Below are 17810 nucleotides of genomic sequence, written 5' to 3'. Positions count from 1 at the left end.
TGGCTATAACCTTTGTTCGGAGGACCGACATGCACGAGACAGAGATCAACAACTACCTTGCCGTCATTAAGGTGGTCGGCGTCGGCGGCGGCGGTACCAACGCGGTCAATCGAATGATCGAAGAGGGCATCCGCGGCGTCGAGTTTGTTGCCATCAACACCGATGCTCAGGCGCTCGCGATCTCTGATGCCGATATCAAGGTGCACATCGGCACCGACCTTACCCGCGGCCTGGGCGCCGGCGCCAACCCCGAGGTTGGCCGCAAGGCTGCCGATGAGTCCCGCGACGACATTGCCGAGGCGCTCGCTGGCGCCGACATGGTGTTCATCACCTGCGGCGAGGGCGGTGGCACCGGTACCGGCGCTGCTCCCATCGTTGCCGATATCGCGATGAACGAGGTCGGTGCGCTGACCGTCGCCGTCGTGACCAAGCCCTTCACCTTCGAGGGCCGCAAGCGCAAGAAGAGCGCCGAGGAGGGCATTAAGACCCTCTCCGATTGCGTCGACACCATGATCGTCATCCCTAACGATAAGCTGCTCGACATCGCCGAGAAGAAGACCACCATGCTCGAGGCCTTCGCGATTGCCGATGGCGTCCTTTCCCAGGGCACCCAGGGCATCACCGACCTCATCACCGTCCCCGGTATCATCAACCTGGACTTCGCCGATGTTAAGACCATCATGAAGCAGGCCGGTACCGCCATGATGGGTATCGGTACCTCTTCTGGGGATACCCGTGCCGTCGACGCAGCCCAGCAGGCCATCTCCAGCCCGCTGCTCGAGAGCTCCATCGATGGTGCCACACGCGTGCTGCTCTCCATCGCCGGTTCCAAGGACCTGGGCATCCAGGAGATCAGCGACGCCGCCGACGTTGTCGCCAACGCCGTCGACCCCGAGGCCAACATCATCTTCGGTACCGTTGTCGACGAGTCCCTGGGCGATCAGGTGCGTATCACCGTCATCGCTACGGGCTTCTCCGACTCCAACGTCAACCGTCAGGACGAGCTCTTTGCTGCTCAGCAGTCTCAGAGCAAGGCCGCTGCCTCCGCTGAGCCGCAGCGCACCGCTCCGGCCACCAGCCCGGCTCAGGCCGCTCCGACCCGCAACGTCGGTGGCACCGAGCTTCCTAACTTCGGCAACGATCAGTTCGAGCTTCCCGACTTCCTGAAGCGCGGTAGCTTCTAAGTCGTTCTTTGCATTGTGTGCACAGGGGCGTGTCCGTATGGACGCGCCCTTTTTATTTCGACTTTGTAAACTAGAACCTCCAATCTCCTTACGTTCCCTTTACGATTGCCTCCAGCGCAGCAGGTATCCTTTTAGAGAAGTATGACAGCCGTATAAACGCGGGCTGTAGCGGCGATGCCGCGGTACTTGTGTTATTAGGAGGCTTTAGTATGGCAGCACGTGCGGACAACGTTTCGCGTGTCGACCATGATGGAGTTACGTTGGTGGAAGGCGCGACATCCGATGTTCGCTTTGCCTTCACCGAGCGCGCCGGTGGTGTTTCCGAAGATGCGTACTCCTCACTCAACTTGGGCTCGCATGTTGGCGATGACCCCTTTGCTGTTCAAGAAAATCGTCGTCGCGCGCTCGAGGCTATGGGTGCCGCCGAGTGCGAGCACAACCTGCTCGTTCCCAATCAGGTCCATGGTGACCATATCGTTGCGGTGACCTCGAACGGCGCCGATGACCTTGAGGACGTCCGCGAGCAGATTGCCGAGGGCTGCGATGCCATCGTCTGTACGGCGCATAACGTACCCGTGCTGCTCTGCTTTGCCGACTGCGTTCCCGTGGTGCTGGTGGCCCCTGGCGGATTTGCCGTGGTACACTCCGGTTGGAAGGGCACGATTGCACGCATTTCCGCCAAGGCGTGCCAGGCGCTTTGCGATGCTGCCGGTTGCGATGCGAGCGGCGTTTCCGCCTATATCGGCCCCCATATCTTGGGTGATGAATATGAGGTATCCCAGGAACTCATGGATCGCTTTGCCGCCGAGTTCTCTTGCATCGATGCGAGTACCTCTCGCATGCTCGATCTTTCCGCTGCCATTTGCGAGGCGCTGGTAGATGTCGGTGTCGACGCGGATAATATCGTGGATACCCAGCTTTCGACCGTGCGTCAGAACGACCGCTTTTATTCCTACCGTAACGAGGACGGCGCCTGTGGGCGCCATGCTGCAATCGGCGTGATGCTATGAGAAAGATCGTATCGGTCCTGAGCGCCGCTGTGCTTACGCTTACGCTGTGCGCCTGTTCTTCGGGATCTTCTACCTCTTCCATTACCGTCGCCGGCTCCACGACCTGCCTTCCTATCGCCGAGATTGCGGCCGAGGGCTTTAAGGAGGAGACCGGCATCGACGTGCTCGTTTCCGGTTTGGGTTCTTCCGCTGGCATCGAGGCCGTCAGCGCCGGCACGGCCGATATCGCCAGCTCCTCCCGTGGACTCAATGCCGACGAACAGGATCTGGGCCTGACTCCCATCGTCATTGCCCACGACGGTATCGCGGTCATCGTGAACGACGATAACCCGGTCGATAACCTCTCGACCGAGCAGCTCCGCGATATCTACGCCGGCAAGATTACCAATTGGAAAGAGGTCGGTGGCGAGGACCTGAGGATTCAGGTTATCAACCGAGATGAGGCGTCCGGCACGCGTGAGGCCTTCCGTACCATCGTGATGGACGGCACCCCGTTCAATCGCCGCTCGGCCGTTCTTTCGGGCACGGGCCAGGTGCGCGACGTGGTATCTCGTTCGCGCGGTGCCATTGGCTACATTTCGCTGGGCTTCGTCGATAGCCTCAATGCCAAGACCTCGGTCAAGGCCGTCTCGGTCAATCATGTTGAGGCGTCCGAGAAGACGGTCGCGAGCGGCGGCTATCCCATCTCGCGCGACCTTTACTTCTTTGTGAAGGGTGCGCCTTCGCAGCAGGCGCAGGATTACATCGACTACGTGACGTCCGAAAAGATGGACAAGCAGATTCGCGAGGCGGGCTTTATCCCCGTCACCAACGACGAGAAGGGGAGTGAGTAGCATGGAAGCACAGGAAAACTCCCAGACTGAGCAGAATGCTCAGGCACCCAAGAAGCGCGAACTGGCGCTCGTATCGCGCAGTACCTATATCAAGGAGAAGGCGCTGCAGTGGATCTTCTTTGCCTGCGCGTTCTTGGCGGTCGTTACCGTCATCCTGATTTTTGTCTTTACCATGTACTCGGCGCTTCCCGTCTTTACCGACATCGGTCTGGCGGACTTCTTTAGCTTTACGTGGGCGCCCTCTGAGGGCCACTACGGCATCATGTCGCTGCTTGCCGGCTCAGGTCTGGTGACCGTCGGTGCGCTCGCCATGGGTGTGCCGCTAGGTGTGGGTACGGCCGTATACCTGGTTGAGATTGCCAGCAAGCGCGTGCGCAAGCTCATCAGCCCTGCCGTCGACCTGCTGGCCGGCATCCCTTCTATCATCTACGGCTTTTTCGGCATGATCATCATCCGCCCGTTTATCGCACAACTGACCGGTGGTCTTGGTTTTGGTGCGCTGACGGCGTGGTTCGTGCTTGCCATCATGATCGTCCCTACCATCACCACGCTCACCATCGATGCTCTCAATTCCATTCCCATGGGCATTCGCGAGGCATCCTATGCCATGGGCGCCACCAAGTGGCAGACCATCTATAAGGTCGTGCTACCTGCCGCTAAGCTGGGTATCGTGGATGCCATCGTGCTGGGTATGGGCCGTGCCATCGGCGAGACCATGGCCGTGCTCATGGTCGTGGGTAACGCCCCGGTCATTCCCGACAGCATTGCGAGCCCCATCTCGACGCTCACGAGCCAGATTGCGCTCGACATGAGCTATTCCTCGGGTCTGCACCGCTCGGCGCTGTTCGGCATGGGCGTGGTCCTGTTTATCATCTCCGCCACGCTGGTGGGCATCGTCCGTTTGATTTCCAAGAAGAAGAGGGGGTAGGCTATGTCCGATTCCGTTGACACGACGGTCGATACGACCTCGTCGCGCGAGCGCATCAAGCGTGCCCTTTCCCACGGCAAGAAGGGCCGCGTCAACAAGGACCTGTCCAACAAGATCATGCTTGGCGTGTTTCGTGCCGCTGCCTACATCACCACGCTGGTGCTGGTCGCTATCATCGCCTACGTGGTCATTAACGGCCTGCCACATATCTCGCTCGACTTTATCTTCGGTTGGCCCCAGGGCGTCAACGCCGAGGGCGGAATTTGGCCCACGATCGTCTCGACCGTCTACGTGACGGCGCTCGCCATGCTTATCTGCACGCCGATCGCTGTGCTGGCAGCCGTCTATCTGGCCGAGTACGCCAAGCAGGGCAAGGTCGTCGAGCTCATCCGCTACGCTGCTGACGCTTTGGCCTCGGTGCCCTCCATCGTTATGGGCCTGTTTGGCTACGCCTTGTTTGTCGAGGCCATGGGCCTGGGCCTTTCGATGGTCTCTGCCGCCCTGGCACTCGCGCTCTTGATGCTTCCCATCGTCATGCGCACCACCGAAGAGGCCATTCGCGCCGTTCCACGCTATATCCGTTGGGGCGCGTACGGCTTGGGCGCCACCAAGTGGCAGGTTGTCTCCAAGATCGTGCTTCCTTCTGCCTTTGGCCGTATTGCCACGGGCATCGTCCTCGCCATCGGCCGTGCCATTGGCGAGACCGCGGTGGTGCTCTACACCATGGGCCAGGCCATCAATCTACCTATTTCGCCGCTCGATTCCGGCCGCCCCATGACGGTTCACCTGTACCTGCTTGCCAACGACGGCATCAACATGAACGCAGCCTACGGCACCGCGCTCTTGCTGATGGTGATCATTTTGGCCTTCAACCTGTTTGCGCGCTTCCTGTCGCGCAAGCGTCGCTAGTTAAGGAGTCCCATGTCCGTTTATCAGTCCGCTCCCACGCTGGAGCAAGCGGCCATTACGGCCAAGGATTTCAACTTTTGGTACGGTGACTTTCATGCGCTGACGGGGCTTGACCTCAACATCGCCAAAAACGCCATCACCTCCTTCATTGGCCCTTCGGGCTGCGGCAAGTCGACGTTTTTGCGCTGCATCAACCGCATGAATGACCTGATCGAGGGCACGCGCGTCGAAGGCACCATGACGCTCGACGGCAACGATATCTATGCCGAGGGTGTCGACCCGGTCGATCTCCGTCGTCGCGTGGGCATGATCTTTCAGCAGCCCAACCCGTTTCCCAAATCCATCTACGAGAATGTCGCCTTTGGCCCTCGTCTGCAGGGCGTGACTAGCAAAAGCGACCTCGATGACATCGTGGAAGAATCGCTCAAGCGCGCCAACCTCTGGAAAGAGGTATCCAATCAGCTCAACAAGGATGGTTTGGCGCTCTCGGGCGGTCAGCAGCAGCGTCTGTGCATCGCGCGCGTGCTTGCGGTGCAACCCGATGTCCTTCTGATGGACGAGCCCTGCTCCGCCATCGACCCCACGTCCGTCTCTAAGGTCGAGGATCTGATGGCCGAGCTGGCGCCCGAGATGACGATCATCATCGTCACGCATTCAATGCAGCAGGCAGCTCGTATTAGTGACTACACCGCATTCTTCTTGCAGGAAGTTGCCGGCGAGCCCGCCACGCTCATCGAGTATGGTCAAACCGACGCGATCTTCACCAGCCCGGTGGACTCGCGGACGGAAGACTATATCACCGGCCGCTTTGGCTGATCGGTGCGACTAGTCCCAAGCCGATCGGACCTGGTCCGGTGCGTATTCACTGTGCGGGCGGCATGACCGCACCCAACTGATTGGAGTGAACCATGCGCAAACTGTTTTCCCGTCAGCTCGTCGAGGCCCGTCACGAGATGCTGAGCATCTACGAGGCCGTCGATCTGGCCCTCCACGATGCCGTGAAGGCCTATGTGACCGACGACCGCAAGCTCGCCACCAAGACCAAGAAGCGCACGCTTTCGATTGACGCACGCTGCGCCAACTTGGAGGCCGTCTGCTACAACCTGATTGCCACGCAGTCACCGGTCGCCTCCGACTTCCGCCTGCTTCAGACGATCATCTACGTCGACTTTAACCTGCAACGCATGACCGATAAGGTCCGTCAGATCTGCCGTGCCACGCGTCATATGATCAAGGCCGACATCTCGCTGCCCAAGGAGCTTGTCGGTACGGTCGAGGCCGAGGCTGAGGCCGTCTACCAGGTGCTGGGCTCTTCGCTTTCCGCGCTCGTCACCAACGACATGTCCATCATCTGCAACCTGGCCGTCGAGGACGAGCCGGTGCATGCGGCGTACGAGAAGTTCTTCCGCACCTTTAACCGCATGGACACGGGCGATTTTATGGACGACGACAGCAACTATGACGACCTGCGCCGCGCCATCATGGTTTCGCGCTACCTCGATCGCATCGCTTCGATTTCCATCGATGCCGCCTGCCGTCTGACCTTTCTGTTGACCGGACAGCGTATGACTGCCGGCGATATCGCCCGCACTGATGAGGATGAGCTCGAGAGCATGCGCGTGCCTTCGGGCGAGGGTGTTATCATGAGGCCCGCCGTCGACGCTCGCTACGTTGCCAAGTTGCCCGCTAACGAGGTCAGCGAGGGTCTTCGCTACCTGCTCGATCATCTTGAGGACGAGGACGATGGCGAGGACGACGAGGAGTAAGTAACCCCGTTCGTCGAAAGATTGTAAATACCTAAGTGAGCGCGGCCTTGCACATGCGGGGCCGCGCTCTTGCGTTAGCATGGGACTACTTGTTTGGCTGTCAGCGGAGGCGATTGGCAATGGATAACTATTTGGACTTGATGCGCGCTCGCCGCGAGCAGATTCTGGAACGTTTTTATGCGGCGCTCGATCGCGCAGGCCGTCCCCACGACGCCGCGAGCCTCATTGCCGTGTCCAAGACCGTTGGTGACGATGAGACCGTTGCCGCCATCCAGGCGGGGTATCGCCATTTTGCCGAGAACCGCCCACAGGAGCTGGTTCGCAAGCTCACGGGTCTGGCGGAGCATCCGGAACTGCCCGAGGTGCGCTTCGATATGATCGGCAACCTGCAGACCAATAAGATCAATGCGGTGCTGGGCTCAGCCGAGCTGATTCACTCGGTGGGTTCGCTGCATCTGGCGCAGGCGATCTCGAGCCGTGCTGTCCGCAAGATTGAGGCAGGCGAGCTCGCCGGCCCCCAGCGTGTGCTCATTGAGGTCAATGTGAGTGGTGAGGAGTCGAAGGGAGGCTTTTCGCCCGATGAGATTCGCGCCGCCGCGGGTGAGCTTGCGGAACTTGAGGGAATTTGCGTACAGGGGCTTATGACTATGGCGCCCCGGGGGAATAAGGATGTGGCACGCCGCACCTTTGCGGGGCTTCGTGAGCTGAGGGATGAGCTGGAGGCGGCGCATCCCGATTTGAACCTGCCTGAGCTTTCCTGCGGTATGAGCGAGGACTTTGAGCCTGCCCTTGAGGAGGGCTCTACGCTCGTTCGCCTGGGCAGGGTAGTATTTAGCCCGGAGTTTGCAGTAAAATAAGGCTCTGAAGTGCGCACTGATTATCGGGGCGCCTGCACTAAACCGCGAGAGGACACAACCATGGGCTTCCTTGACGAGATTAAAAATAAGATACACCTGGGCGGCCAGCAGGGTTACGACCAGGGTTATGGCCAGGACGACGACTACGGCTACGATGATGGCTACGACGATGGCTATCAGAACAACGGCTACAGTGGTGCTTCGGGCGAGGGCTTCTACACCCAGGACGAACCGAGCAACGGCCTGCTGGGTCAGACGCGCCGTGGTGAAGCTGAGTCGGTGGCCGTGTATACGCGCTCCGGTCAGCTGGTCGGCGATGACTCCCGCCATGCCACGACGTATAACCCGCCTTCGCGCTCGCAGGACAGTGTTGCGAGCGGTTATCGTCCTGGTGCCTATGACACGCCGTCGAGCTACGCCGAGAACACCCGCGCCCGTGCCGCCGCTGCGCCCGCGCCTGCACCGAGCGATGCCTCGGCCTATGCGAGCAATATCATCAACGCCACACCGCAGCTGCCGGCCTATGTCCTGCGCCCCGAGAGCTATGACGACGTGGAGACCGTGGTGCGCCGCGTTCGCACCAAGCAGCCTGTCGCACTGATTTTTGTGGGCGTACGCACCGAAGTTGCCAAGCGCGTCTTGGACTTCTCTTACGGCTTTGCCTGCGGTCTGGGTGCCACGGTCAAGGAGGTGGGCGACCGCGTGTTCATGGTGCTGCCCGCCGGTTGCGAGGTCAAAGATTCCGATCTCAAGAAGCTTCGTGCGGACGGCTACCTTAAGTAAAGACAAGACGAGGAGATTCCCATCAACATCTACACTATCGTCCAGCTGGTCAACACGCTGTTCAACTTCTATTCCACGCTCATTGTCGTCTACTGCTTTATGACGTGGATTCCCATGAAGCAGGGTGGTTTGCTTCAGGATATTGCCGCGGTGCTTGATAGCGTGTGCGGTCCGTGGCTCAACCTGTTCCGTCGTTTCATCCCGCCGATGGGCGGTATCGATTTTTCGCCGGTCGTTGCGATTATTGCGTTGCAGTTGGTGCAGAGGCTGGTTCTGCAGCTTCTTATAGGTATACTCGTGTAGAACTGACTTAGTAACTTACGTCGGGCGTGTAGCGCCGAGGCGATGAAAAAGGAGACTTGTTATGGCTATTACCCCTGCAGACATCCAGGCTCAGACTTTCTCTGAGGCCAAGCGTGGCTACGATCCTGCCGAGGTCGACGTCTTCTTGGAGACGCTGTCCTCCGAGGTTGACGCTATGCTCGCTAAGATTGTCGACCTTAAGGGTCGTCTGACTGCTACCGAGCAGCAGCTTGCCGATGCGCAGGCTCAGCTTGCCCAGGCTCAGGATGCCCCCGCCCAGGCCGTTCCTGCCGCCCCCGTGGCTGCTCCCGCCCCTGACTTCTCCGCTCAGGAGCGCCAGATTTCCGCTGCCCTGATCGCTGCCCAGCAGACCGCTGAGACCATCGTTAACGATGCCAACGAGAACGCTGAGCGTATCCGCAACGAGGCCGACGCCAAGGCACGCGAGGTTATCCGCCAGGCTCTGACCGAAAAGCAGGCTGAGCTCGAGGAGATCGACCGTCTGAAGGCTTCCCGTGAGGAGTTCAAGGCCGAGTACCTCAAGCTCATCCAGCACTTTATGGACGATGCCCAGAACTCCTTCCCGGCCGACCTCATGGCCTCCACGCCGGTCGGTTCTGCCGCTTCTCCTGCGGTGACTGTTCCCGCCGAGCCGCTGCCCGTCGCTGACCCGGTTGTCCCTGTGGCCGATCCCTTCGCCCCGATCGACAACTTTGCCGCTGACGACCTGGACTAACATTCGGCCTACAATTTAGTGCCTAGAAAGGACCCGCAGCTTGCGGGTCCTTTTTTATGACTGTACCGGGGCGCGCAACATAAAAAACCGAGCCCTGCACATAGTGGCGCAGAACTCGGCGAACCGGTGAGCGGTCAAGGATAGGTTTTAGGGCATGTCCCAAAATCTACTTGAGGAGGAAGTCGGAGAGGGGAATGGTACGGGCCTCGCGATGCTCGGGATCGGCGATGTGGTCGGCAGGATAGCCACAGACGAGCATGTGATAGGGATAGACGCCCTCGGGCAGGTTGAACTGCTCCTGTGCCACCTCAGGCTTAAAATGGCATACCCAGCACGTTCCTAGGCCCTGCTCGGTGGCCTCCATCATCATCTGATCGCACACGATGGACGTATCGATTTCACTGGAATTCATCTGGTCATACGGGCGCACCCATGCGTCCTTGGTAACGCTGCAAATAAGGAAGACAAGCGGAGCCCCAAAGATAGATCCATCACGAGCAAACCGAGGCTGACAAGCAGCAGCCTTCTCCAGAAGCTCAGGCGTAACCAACACCATCACACGGGTTGGATGATTATTACAAGCAGAAGGAGCAATACGCCCAGCCTCAACAATGGCATCCACCACAGCCTGCTCCACAGCCCGAGCCTCAAACTCGCGACAGGAATAACGATCCCGAGCCAGATCCAAATAGCTCATACAAAGCCCTCCAACAATCAAATAACGAAACAAAGATAACCAAAGGGCACCCAAAGCACCATCCAGCCAAACGTTTAAGGCGGTCCCAAAGTTCCCAATCGGGCCCCAAGGCCCTGCCAACAAAAGCCCCATCGCTTTCAAAGTATCAGCCAAAGTTCCCAATGGCGGTACGTAAGGGAGCGGGCCCGACCACTAATAACCTTTTGAACGACTCTGCTTGCAGCCGGAGCGAAAAAGGTTATTAGTGGTCGGGCCCGCGACCGCCGGGACACGTACCCCCAATTAACTGTTCTTCATGACAATCGAATCCACGACATCGGCCACATTCTCGCAGCAGTCGGCGCAGTACTCCAGGAAGGCGTACACGTCACGCCAAGCGATGACCTCGAGCGGGTCCTTGCCGTTAACGTGCAGGTTGCGCATGGCGTTGATGTAGAGCTCGTCGGCCTCGGACTCGATGGTGTTGATTTGGATGACGAGCTCGCGCAGCGTTTTGGACTTGCGGTAGTTGGGAAGCTCGACCATCAGGTCCTTCATGGCGCGGCAGGCGTCAGTCACCTTGTGGGCGATGACGATGGCGTCGGGATGGATGCTCTGAATGTTGGTGAAGTAGACGCGCTGCACGACGCCCTCGATGCGGTCGAGCACGGTGTCGAGTGAGCAGCTCATCAGATCCAGATCCTCGCGCTCGAGCGGGGTGATAAAGGCGGTGAGCAGGGCGTCTTCGAGTTCGTGGTGCTTCTTGTCTGCCGCATGCTCAATCGCATGCATCTTATCGAGCATGTCGTGGATCTGCGCGGGGTCGAAGTTCTCAAAAATCTTGGTGAGCAGCTCTGCGGCCTGGACGGAGAGGTCGGCGCAGGCGACGTAGTTGTCAAAGTAGAACGAATCGGGTTTCTTTGCCATGGGTGGGTCCTTTCGAGGCGAAGACGGGTGGGCGAAGTGTTGCGGTCCGGATGGACGTTCGGTTTGACTAGAGGAACATCATGAACAGCTTGGCCATGACAAAGCTGATGAGTCCGCAGGCGGGGAAGGTGAAGAACCAGGTGAACATCATGTCCTTGACGACGCCGAAGTTGATGGCCGAGAGGCGCTTGACGGCACCGACGCCCATGATGGCGCAGGTTTTGATGTGGGTGGAGGACACGGGGATGCCGGTAAGGGTGGCAAGCAGCAGGTTCGCGGCGCCCGCGAGGTCGGCGGAGAAGCCCTGATACTTCTCGAGCTTAACCATGCTCTGGCCGACGGACTTGATGATGCGCTCGCCGCCCACGCTGGTGCCGATACCCATAGTGGCCGAGCACAGCAGCATAATCCAGATGGGGATGCCGTCATCGCCGACGCTAGTCTGGCCGTTTGCGAAGGCCACGCCTAAAAAGAGCACGCCGATGAACTTCTGTCCATCCTGCGCGCCGTGCATGAAGCTCATGGCCGCAGCGCTCGCGATCTGAGCGTATTTAAAGAAGACATTGGCACGTCGCCTGTTGGCGGCGGCGAAAAGAATCGAGACGAGTTTGCACAGGACCCAGCCCATGACAAAGCCCAGGCCGATGGAGAGCGCCAGGCCGTAGATGACCTTCATCCACTCGTGGACGTTGACGCTGCTCGCGCCGCCGAGGGCGATAGCGGCACCGGTCAGGCCGGCGATAAGGCTGTGGCTTTGCGAGGTGGGGATGCCAAAACGCGACGCTGTGGCGCCGTAGACGACGATGGAGAACAGCGCCGCGCAGAGGCACGCGAGCGCCATGGTGCTGTTTCCGCCAAAGTCGACGATATGTGAGATGGTGTTGGCGACGCTCGCATTAAAGTGCGTCATGATGAGCACGCCGAGGAAGTTGAATGCGGCGCTCATGAGAATGGCGGCGCGGGCGGGCATGCAACGCGTAGTGACGCAGGTCGCGATGGCGTTGGGCGCGTCGGTCCATCCATTGACGAAGATGGCGCCGAGCGCGAGGATCACGGTGACGGCAAGGACTGGGTTCGACACAATTTGGCCGAGGAAGGTTGAGAACGTTACGTCCATATATGGGCTTTCTCGAAGTTTGCAGGCACGTTACAAAAACATGATAAATCGTATCACCTCCTGCGGGTTCCTTTACCGAGTTCTGATGTGAGAAGTGGATTTTTTGGCACTAAAATTGAATATTAGTCCTGTTGACCGCGGGTATTCTTTTTGCTAACACGCCATGAGGACGCGTGTGCGCGCTCCAACACCCCAAAACCACAGTCTGTTCGCTTTACAACATGCAAACATGCGTTCGATAATAGGAGACATGGAATATCGACAGACAGATGGCAAAACTCGGCGCGTGCACAAGCAGTATGTGGACGTCGTGGCTCGCATCCTCGCGGGCGGACAAGTCGTGCCGGTCACCGTCTGCTGGGTCGACGGTCGTTGCTTTACGATTGACGAGATTGTCTCGTCCACGGGCTTTGGCTTAACGGTTCACGGCATTCGTACGGCAACCTATAAGGTGCGTTTTGGCGGGCACGCGACCGAGTTGTATCTGGAGGACCAGGCGCGTGAACGACCAGATGGCTCGCAGGCCCATCTGATGCGTTGGTGGGTGTGGGCATTCGACCGTACGCTCGAGGGCGAGCGCCGTAGGTAAGGACGTATGGCATTCGGGTACAATGACAGGAATCTTGTCAGCTACTGCGTCGTTATTTGTGGCGCTTTTTGAAAGGACGAACCTATGAACGATATCCAGGGCTATCAGAACGGCCCCGTCGAGAGCGGTGCAAGCCGCGCCAAGGAGATGTCGCCGCGCGCGTACAATCTCGCCATGTCTGCCCTGATCTTCTTGGGCTTTTGCGCCATGGGCGCCGGCGCCTACTTTACGAGCACCATGTCGTTTGCGCGCATGATGATGAGCGGCGCCGCCTTGCCGCTGGTCTTTGGCTCGTTTATTTTGACCATCGTCGGCATGGTCATGATGTCGGCCGCCGCCAGCAAGCAGTCCGTGGGCCTGTCCCTTGTGGGCTACGTAATCTTTGCGAGTACCTTTGGCCTGACCGCGTCATTTGGCCTTGCCAACTACGACCTGCCCACCATCAACACTGCCTTTATCGCCACAGCCGCCATCACCTTTGTCTTTGGCGCCTTGGGCGTGACGTTCCCCAAGTTTTTCCAGCGCGTATATGGCATCGGTTTTGGCATTCTGCTCGCCACTATTCTGGTTGAGATCGTGCTGATGTTCATGGGCGTCTCGCAGACCATCACCGACCTGATCGTGATCGTGGTGTTCGCCGGCTTTATTGGTTACGACACCTATGTTGCCACGACGGTGCCGCCTACGCTGCCCAACGCCGTGCTCATGGCGTCCAATCTGTTCGTGGACATTATCAACGTGTTCCTGCGCATCCTGAACATCCTTGGCCGTCGCGACTAGTGGCGAATTGCGGCGGTGCTTGCCGTGCGTGCAAATCGATGCAAAAGGCGGTCCTTCGGGGCCGTCTTTTTTGTACGCGGCGGGGTATCATGGATGGGAAAAGCCGATAGCGGCAGCGACAGGAAAGGTGGCCACGTATGGCAGACGTCGACAACAGGAACCGTAACCGCAGGTCCAACCGAGCGGGTCAGCCCAATCCCAAGCGCGAGGCCCGTGCCAAGGCCGCCGAGCGTCACGTGGCAACTGTGTCCGAAGCGTGCGCCAAGGATATCGAGCGTTCGCTTGCCGGTGTTCGCGAGTTTGACGGTATGCCTGCCGGCTTTGTCTCGGCGATGAAGGCCAAGGTTCAGAGTGCTGTGGTCGCCGAAGAACAGGTTGCCGAGGACGTCGAGGGCGTGGAGGCTGCCGAGGTCGAGGCAGCGCCTGAGCCCGTCGAGGAGCCTGCCGAGGAAATCGCTGAAGCTGAGTCCGCGCCTGCTGAGGAGCCCGCTCCGGTTCTGCCCGAGGTCACCGTGCTTGATGCCTCCGCCACGCAGGCTATCCTGGACAACGGTCGTGGCTATGCGCAGTTCTGCGACATGGCCGTGCTCGCCTTTGCCTCGTTCACCAACCCGGGCGGTGGCTATATTCAGGGTTATCTGGGCCAGGAGGCCACGCTGTGCGCCGATTCGTATCTGTACAACGTTCTCGATAAGCAGCGCAAATGGTACGGCGAGAACCGTCGCCGCAACATCAACTGCGAGCTTTACCGAAACCGTGCGCTGGTGGTGCCTGCGGTGCGCTTCGACCGCAACCACGTGCATGCATACGCCGACGTGATCGTGGCCGCCGCGCCCAACGTTAAGCGCGCCCGCCAGGAGTATCGCGTGAGCGACGATGCTCTGCTGGATGCCCTGCGCGACCGCATTCGCTTTGTGCTTGCCATCTGCGACGAGCTAGGTCGCGAGAAGCTCGTGCTGGGCGCTTGGGGCTGCGACAACAACGGCTTTGACGCAGAGGCCGTGGCTGAGCTCTTCCGCAAGGAGCTCGCGTCGGGCGACTTTAAGGTCAAGCAAGTCTTCTTTGCCGTGCCTTCTACGCGCTGGGACGAGGACTTCGCCAAGTTCGAGAACGTGCTGGCAAACTTCCCCGAGCGCAACGAGGAGTCCTATGCTCAGGTTGCCGCCCGCGCCGCAGCCGCCCGTGCCGCCGAGCAGGCCCAGGTTGCTGCCGAGGACGACGAGGATGACGATGACTGGCGCAAGTACCTGTAAGCGGTGCGCGCGATGTGATATGCCAAGCCGACGGGAGGGATCGCCCCCGTCGGCTTTTTACCGAATGGGGAGCTCAAGATGAAAAACGTTCTATGCTTTGGCGACAGCAACACCTATGGTTACGATCCAGCGGGCATGCGCGACGGCACCGCGGTGCGCTATGCGCAGGATGTGCGCTGGTGCGGCGTGGCCCAACGTGACTTAGGCGAGGGCTGGCATGTAATTGAAGAAGGCCTCAACGGCCGCACGACGGTACGCGACGACATGTGCCATCTGGACACCAATCTTAACGGCATCCGCGCGCTTCCGATGCTGCTCGAGGCCCATAAGCCGCTGGATGCGATCGTTATTATGCTGGGAACTAACGATTGCAAGACGGTCTTCGGCGTGACGGCTTCCGATATTGCCCGCGGCGCCATGGCGTTAATTCGCGCCGTCCGTGCGTTTGCATGGACCGATGCCGCGCCCTGCCCGCGCATTCTGCTGATGGCACCTATCAAGATCAAGCCGCAAATCGCCGATGTGTACATGACCGACTTTGACGAGCGCTCTGTCGAGGCCTCGGAACATTTTGGTGAGTACTACGCGCATGTGGCTGAGCAGTTTGGCTGCGACTTTTTGAATGCCGCCGATTTTGCCGAGCCGGGCGATATCGATTATCTGCACATGATGCCCGAAAGCCACGAGAACCTGGGCCACGCCGTGGCAGCCAAGCTCCAAGAGATGCTCGGTGAGTAGCGCGACCCCAAACCACCGCAAAGGTGTCTGTCCCCTTTGCGGTGGTTTGGGCTGCGAATCTTAATACTGCCACATGTGGTTGACGGGGCCGGAGCCTTTGCCCATGTCAAAGCCGGCGGCGAGAGCGCCCGTTAGGTAGGCCTTGCCGGCGTTGACGGCATCGGCAAGATCCATGCCCTGGGCCAGCGCGCAGGCGATGGCGGACGAAAGCGTACAGCCGGTGCCATGTGTGTTGCCGGTCTCGATGCGCTTGTGGCGGAACCACGTGGTGAGCGGATCGCCCAGATGATTGCCCTCGTCATCGAGCGATGCGGGCTCTGCCAGCACATCGTTGGCCTCGTTGACAAGATGCCCACCCTTAACGAGGGATGCGCAACCAAAGCGGCGGGTGAGGAGCATGGCAGCATTTTGCTGCGTGCGCTCGGAATCGACCTCGTAATCGAGCAGCGCCATGGCCTCGGGAATATTGGGCGTGATGACGGTTGCCAGCGGGAACAGGCGGTGTGTAAGCGCTTCGGCGGCGTCCTCTGCGATCAGACGAGCGCCCGAGGTGGCGACCATGACGGGGTCGACTACCACGTTTGTCGCGTTCCAGGCGCTCAGGCGGTCGGCGATAACATCGATAATCTCGGCAGAGGAAACCATGCCAATCTTGACGGCGTTGGGGCGGATATCGTCAAAAACGGCATCGATCTGCGCCGCGACAATATCCGGGGAGATGTTCTGCACGGCGGTGACGCCTAGGGTGTTCTGTGCGGTGATGGCGGTGATGGCCGTCTCGGCATACAGGCGGTGCGCCGTGATGGTCTTGATGTCGGCCTGAATGCCGGCGCCACCGCTGGAATCGGATCCTGCGATGGATAGAACGGCAGGTACCTTACTGCGATCCATGTTCGCTCCCTTGTTCGGTCGGAATCAAATGGGTCTATAAGCCAGCATTATAAAGATGCCCGGGCCGACTCTATGTCGAACCCGGGCGGGCGATGCAATCTTTACGCAAATGCAAGCAAATGTTCACACGTTAACAATTGACAGGCACCAGCTCACCGCCAGAAGCGGCCGCGGCGACAGGGCTAGTCCTCCATGCCGAGGTCGATCGTGGTGCCCTCGAAGATCTTGTTGACGGTGCGGACGGCGCACATCTTGCCACACATGGTGCAAGTGCCCTCGGTGGCGGCGGGGGACTCCTCGTAGCGCTTCTTGCCCGTAACCGGGTCGAGCGCGCACTTCCACATGGCGTCCCAGTCGAGCTTGCGGCGTGCCTGGCCCATCTTGTCGTCCATGTCGCGGGCGTGGGGCACCTTTTTGGCGATGTCGGCGGCGTGTGCGGCGATCTTGGTGGCCATGAGGCCGTCGAGCACATCCTGGGCGTTGGGCAGGCATAGGTGCTCTGCCGGTGTCACGTAGCACAGGAAGTCGGCACCGGAGCTGGCGGAGATGGCGCCGCCGATGGCAGCGGTGATGTGGTCGTAACCCACGCCGATATCGGTCACCAGCGGCCCGAGCACATAGAACGGAGCATTGTGGCACAGGCGCTTCTGCAGTTTCATGTTGGCGGCGATCTCGTCGAGCGCCATGTGACCCGGGCCCTCGACCATGACCTGGACGCCGGCGGCCCAGGCGCGCTTGCACAGCTTGCCCAGCTCGATCATCTCGGCGGTCTCGGTTGCGTCGTTGGAGTCGTAGAGGCAGCCCGGGCGGCAGGAGTCGCCAAGCGAAATCGTCACGTCGTACTCGTGGCAGATCTCGAGCACCTCGTCGTAGAACTCGTAGAAGGGGTTCTCATTGCCGGTGACCTCCATCCAGCCAAACAGCAGCGAGCCGCCGCGGCTGACGATGTTCATGAGACGGCCGGTCTCCTTAAAGGTCTTGATGACCGACTTGTTGATGCCGCAGTGGATGGTCATGAAGTCCACGCCGTCCTCGGCGTGCGCGCGAACGACCTCGAGCAGGTCGTCCTTGGTGAGCTTGACCAGCGGCTTTTCCATGTAGCCGATGGCGTCGTACATGGGGACGGTGCCCACCATAAGCGGCGTCTCGTCGATGAGCTGCTGGCGGAACTGGCGCGTCTTGCCCGAGTTGGAGAGGTCCATGATGGCGTCGGCGCCAAAGTCCTCGGCAATCTTGACCTTCTTCCATTCCTCGGCGGCATCGGCCTTGTCGCCCGAGATGCCCAAGTTCACGTTGACCTTGGTGGACAGGCCCTCGCCGACACCAAAGGCGCGCATGCCCTTTTTGATATGCACGATGTTGGCGGGAATGGCGATGCGGCCGTCTGCCACGCGCTCGCGGATGTACTCGGGGTCGCGATGCTCGCGCTCGGCGACCTCTTTCATCTGAGGTGTGATCTGCCCAGCGCGGGCGAAGTCGATTTGTGTGACGAGCTTGGGCTCGGTCTGTGTGCTCATTGGCACGGCTCCC

At 59.8% G+C, this 17810-nt stretch carries 20 protein-coding genes; 15 read left to right on the top strand and 5 right to left on the bottom strand.

What is annotated here, in order from left to right; all coding sequences use genetic code 11:
* Window positions 1-29: 29 nt before the first annotated feature.
* The 11 genes from ftsZ to I1M21_RS03420 all read left to right on the top strand — a co-directional run bounded on the left by ftsZ (window position 30) and on the right by I1M21_RS03420 (window position 9309).
* On the top strand, window positions 30-1184 hold the full coding sequence (ftsZ, locus tag I1M21_RS03470) for a cell division protein FtsZ (RefSeq protein ID WP_022094491.1): 1155 nt from the start codon (window positions 30-32) through the stop codon (window positions 1182-1184).
* Between the two features lie 209 nt (window positions 1185-1393).
* The gene (locus tag I1M21_RS03465; RefSeq protein WP_195192450.1) at window positions 1394-2194 is read left to right on the top strand and encodes a purine nucleoside phosphorylase YfiH/LACC1 family protein; all 801 of its coding nucleotides are present in this window, start codon (window positions 1394-1396) and stop codon (window positions 2192-2194) included.
* Window positions 2191-3027, top strand: a complete 837-nt coding sequence (locus I1M21_RS03460) for a phosphate ABC transporter substrate-binding protein (RefSeq protein WP_195192449.1) — start codon at window positions 2191-2193, stop codon at window positions 3025-3027. The genes I1M21_RS03465 and I1M21_RS03460 overlap by 4 nt, the downstream gene beginning before the upstream one ends.
* 1 nt (window position 3028) lies before the next feature.
* Window positions 3029-3955 (top strand): phosphate ABC transporter permease subunit PstC, encoded by a 927-nt coding sequence (pstC, locus tag I1M21_RS03455; RefSeq protein WP_195192448.1) that lies wholly within the window; start codon window positions 3029-3031, stop codon window positions 3953-3955.
* A gap of 3 nt (window positions 3956-3958) precedes the next feature.
* Window positions 3959-4864, top strand: coding sequence for a phosphate ABC transporter permease PstA (gene pstA, locus I1M21_RS03450; protein ID WP_195192447.1), 906 nt, complete (start codon window positions 3959-3961; stop codon window positions 4862-4864).
* A 12-nt stretch (window positions 4865-4876) separates the two neighbouring features.
* A complete protein-coding gene (gene pstB / locus I1M21_RS03445; protein WP_089571588.1) occupies window positions 4877-5680 on the top strand; it encodes a phosphate ABC transporter ATP-binding protein PstB in 804 nt (267 codons plus the stop codon).
* 92 nt (window positions 5681-5772) lie between these two features.
* Window positions 5773-6630, top strand: a complete 858-nt coding sequence (locus tag I1M21_RS03440) for a phosphate signaling complex PhoU family protein (RefSeq protein WP_195192446.1) — start codon at window positions 5773-5775, stop codon at window positions 6628-6630.
* A gap of 119 nt (window positions 6631-6749) precedes the next feature.
* Window positions 6750-7487 (top strand): YggS family pyridoxal phosphate-dependent enzyme, encoded by a 738-nt coding sequence (locus I1M21_RS03435; RefSeq protein ID WP_195192445.1) that lies wholly within the window; start codon window positions 6750-6752, stop codon window positions 7485-7487.
* A 60-nt stretch (window positions 7488-7547) separates the two neighbouring features.
* On the top strand, window positions 7548-8270 hold the full coding sequence (locus I1M21_RS03430) for a cell division protein SepF (RefSeq protein ID WP_195192444.1): 723 nt from the start codon (window positions 7548-7550) through the stop codon (window positions 8268-8270).
* Window positions 8271-8285: 15 nt separating this feature from the next.
* Window positions 8286-8573 carry a YggT family protein gene (locus I1M21_RS03425; protein ID WP_040358293.1) on the top strand — a complete coding sequence of 96 codons (288 nt, stop codon included), beginning with the start codon at window positions 8286-8288 and terminating at the stop codon, window positions 8571-8573.
* Window positions 8574-8634: 61 nt separating this feature from the next.
* Window positions 8635-9309, top strand: a complete 675-nt coding sequence (locus tag I1M21_RS03420) for a DivIVA domain-containing protein (RefSeq protein ID WP_022094499.1) — start codon at window positions 8635-8637, stop codon at window positions 9307-9309.
* Between the two features lie 166 nt (window positions 9310-9475).
* On the opposite strand, the gene I1M21_RS03415 is transcribed toward I1M21_RS03420, so the two are convergent.
* The 3 genes from I1M21_RS03415 to I1M21_RS03405 all read right to left on the bottom strand — a co-directional run bounded on the left by I1M21_RS03415 (window position 9476) and on the right by I1M21_RS03405 (window position 12029).
* The gene (locus I1M21_RS03415) at window positions 9476-10006 is read right to left on the bottom strand and encodes a nitroreductase family protein (protein WP_195192443.1); all 531 of its coding nucleotides are present in this window, start codon (window positions 10004-10006) and stop codon (window positions 9476-9478) included.
* Between the two features lie 282 nt (window positions 10007-10288).
* Complete coding sequence (locus tag I1M21_RS03410) at window positions 10289-10912, bottom strand: DUF47 domain-containing protein (RefSeq protein ID WP_195192442.1); 624 nt, start codon at window positions 10910-10912, stop codon at window positions 10289-10291.
* 67 nt (window positions 10913-10979) lie between these two features.
* Window positions 10980-12029 (bottom strand): inorganic phosphate transporter, encoded by a 1050-nt coding sequence (locus tag I1M21_RS03405; protein ID WP_195192441.1) that lies wholly within the window; start codon window positions 12027-12029, stop codon window positions 10980-10982.
* Between the two features lie 250 nt (window positions 12030-12279).
* Between I1M21_RS03405 and I1M21_RS03400 the strand changes: the two genes are divergently transcribed.
* The 4 genes from I1M21_RS03400 to I1M21_RS03385 all read left to right on the top strand — a co-directional run bounded on the left by I1M21_RS03400 (window position 12280) and on the right by I1M21_RS03385 (window position 15389).
* Window positions 12280-12618, top strand: coding sequence for a hypothetical protein (locus I1M21_RS03400; protein WP_195192440.1), 339 nt, complete (start codon window positions 12280-12282; stop codon window positions 12616-12618).
* Window positions 12619-12702: 84 nt separating this feature from the next.
* Window positions 12703-13398: a Bax inhibitor-1 family protein gene (locus I1M21_RS03395; protein WP_055286094.1), complete on the top strand. Its 696-nt coding sequence runs from the start codon at window positions 12703-12705 to the stop codon at window positions 13396-13398.
* 137 nt (window positions 13399-13535) lie between these two features.
* The gene (locus I1M21_RS03390) at window positions 13536-14651 is read left to right on the top strand and encodes a TIGR02452 family protein (RefSeq protein ID WP_195192439.1); all 1116 of its coding nucleotides are present in this window, start codon (window positions 13536-13538) and stop codon (window positions 14649-14651) included.
* Window positions 14652-14729: 78 nt separating this feature from the next.
* On the top strand, window positions 14730-15389 hold the full coding sequence (locus I1M21_RS03385) for a GDSL-type esterase/lipase family protein (protein WP_195192438.1): 660 nt from the start codon (window positions 14730-14732) through the stop codon (window positions 15387-15389).
* A 60-nt stretch (window positions 15390-15449) separates the two neighbouring features.
* On the opposite strand, the gene thiD is transcribed toward I1M21_RS03385, so the two are convergent.
* Window positions 15450-16280: a bifunctional hydroxymethylpyrimidine kinase/phosphomethylpyrimidine kinase gene (gene thiD / locus I1M21_RS03380; RefSeq protein ID WP_195192437.1), complete on the bottom strand. Its 831-nt coding sequence runs from the start codon at window positions 16278-16280 to the stop codon at window positions 15450-15452.
* Between the two features lie 182 nt (window positions 16281-16462).
* Window positions 16463-17797 (bottom strand): phosphomethylpyrimidine synthase ThiC, encoded by a 1335-nt coding sequence (gene thiC, locus I1M21_RS03375; protein ID WP_195192436.1) that lies wholly within the window; start codon window positions 17795-17797, stop codon window positions 16463-16465.
* Between the last annotated feature and the right edge of the window lie 13 nt (window positions 17798-17810).

Source organism: Collinsella aerofaciens (assembly GCF_015546965.1).
Taxonomy (GTDB): domain Bacteria; phylum Actinomycetota; class Coriobacteriia; order Coriobacteriales; family Coriobacteriaceae; genus Collinsella; species Collinsella aerofaciens_X.
The sequence above is the reverse complement of the archived record's forward strand: the minus strand, read 5'-3'. Positions and strand labels throughout refer to the sequence as shown.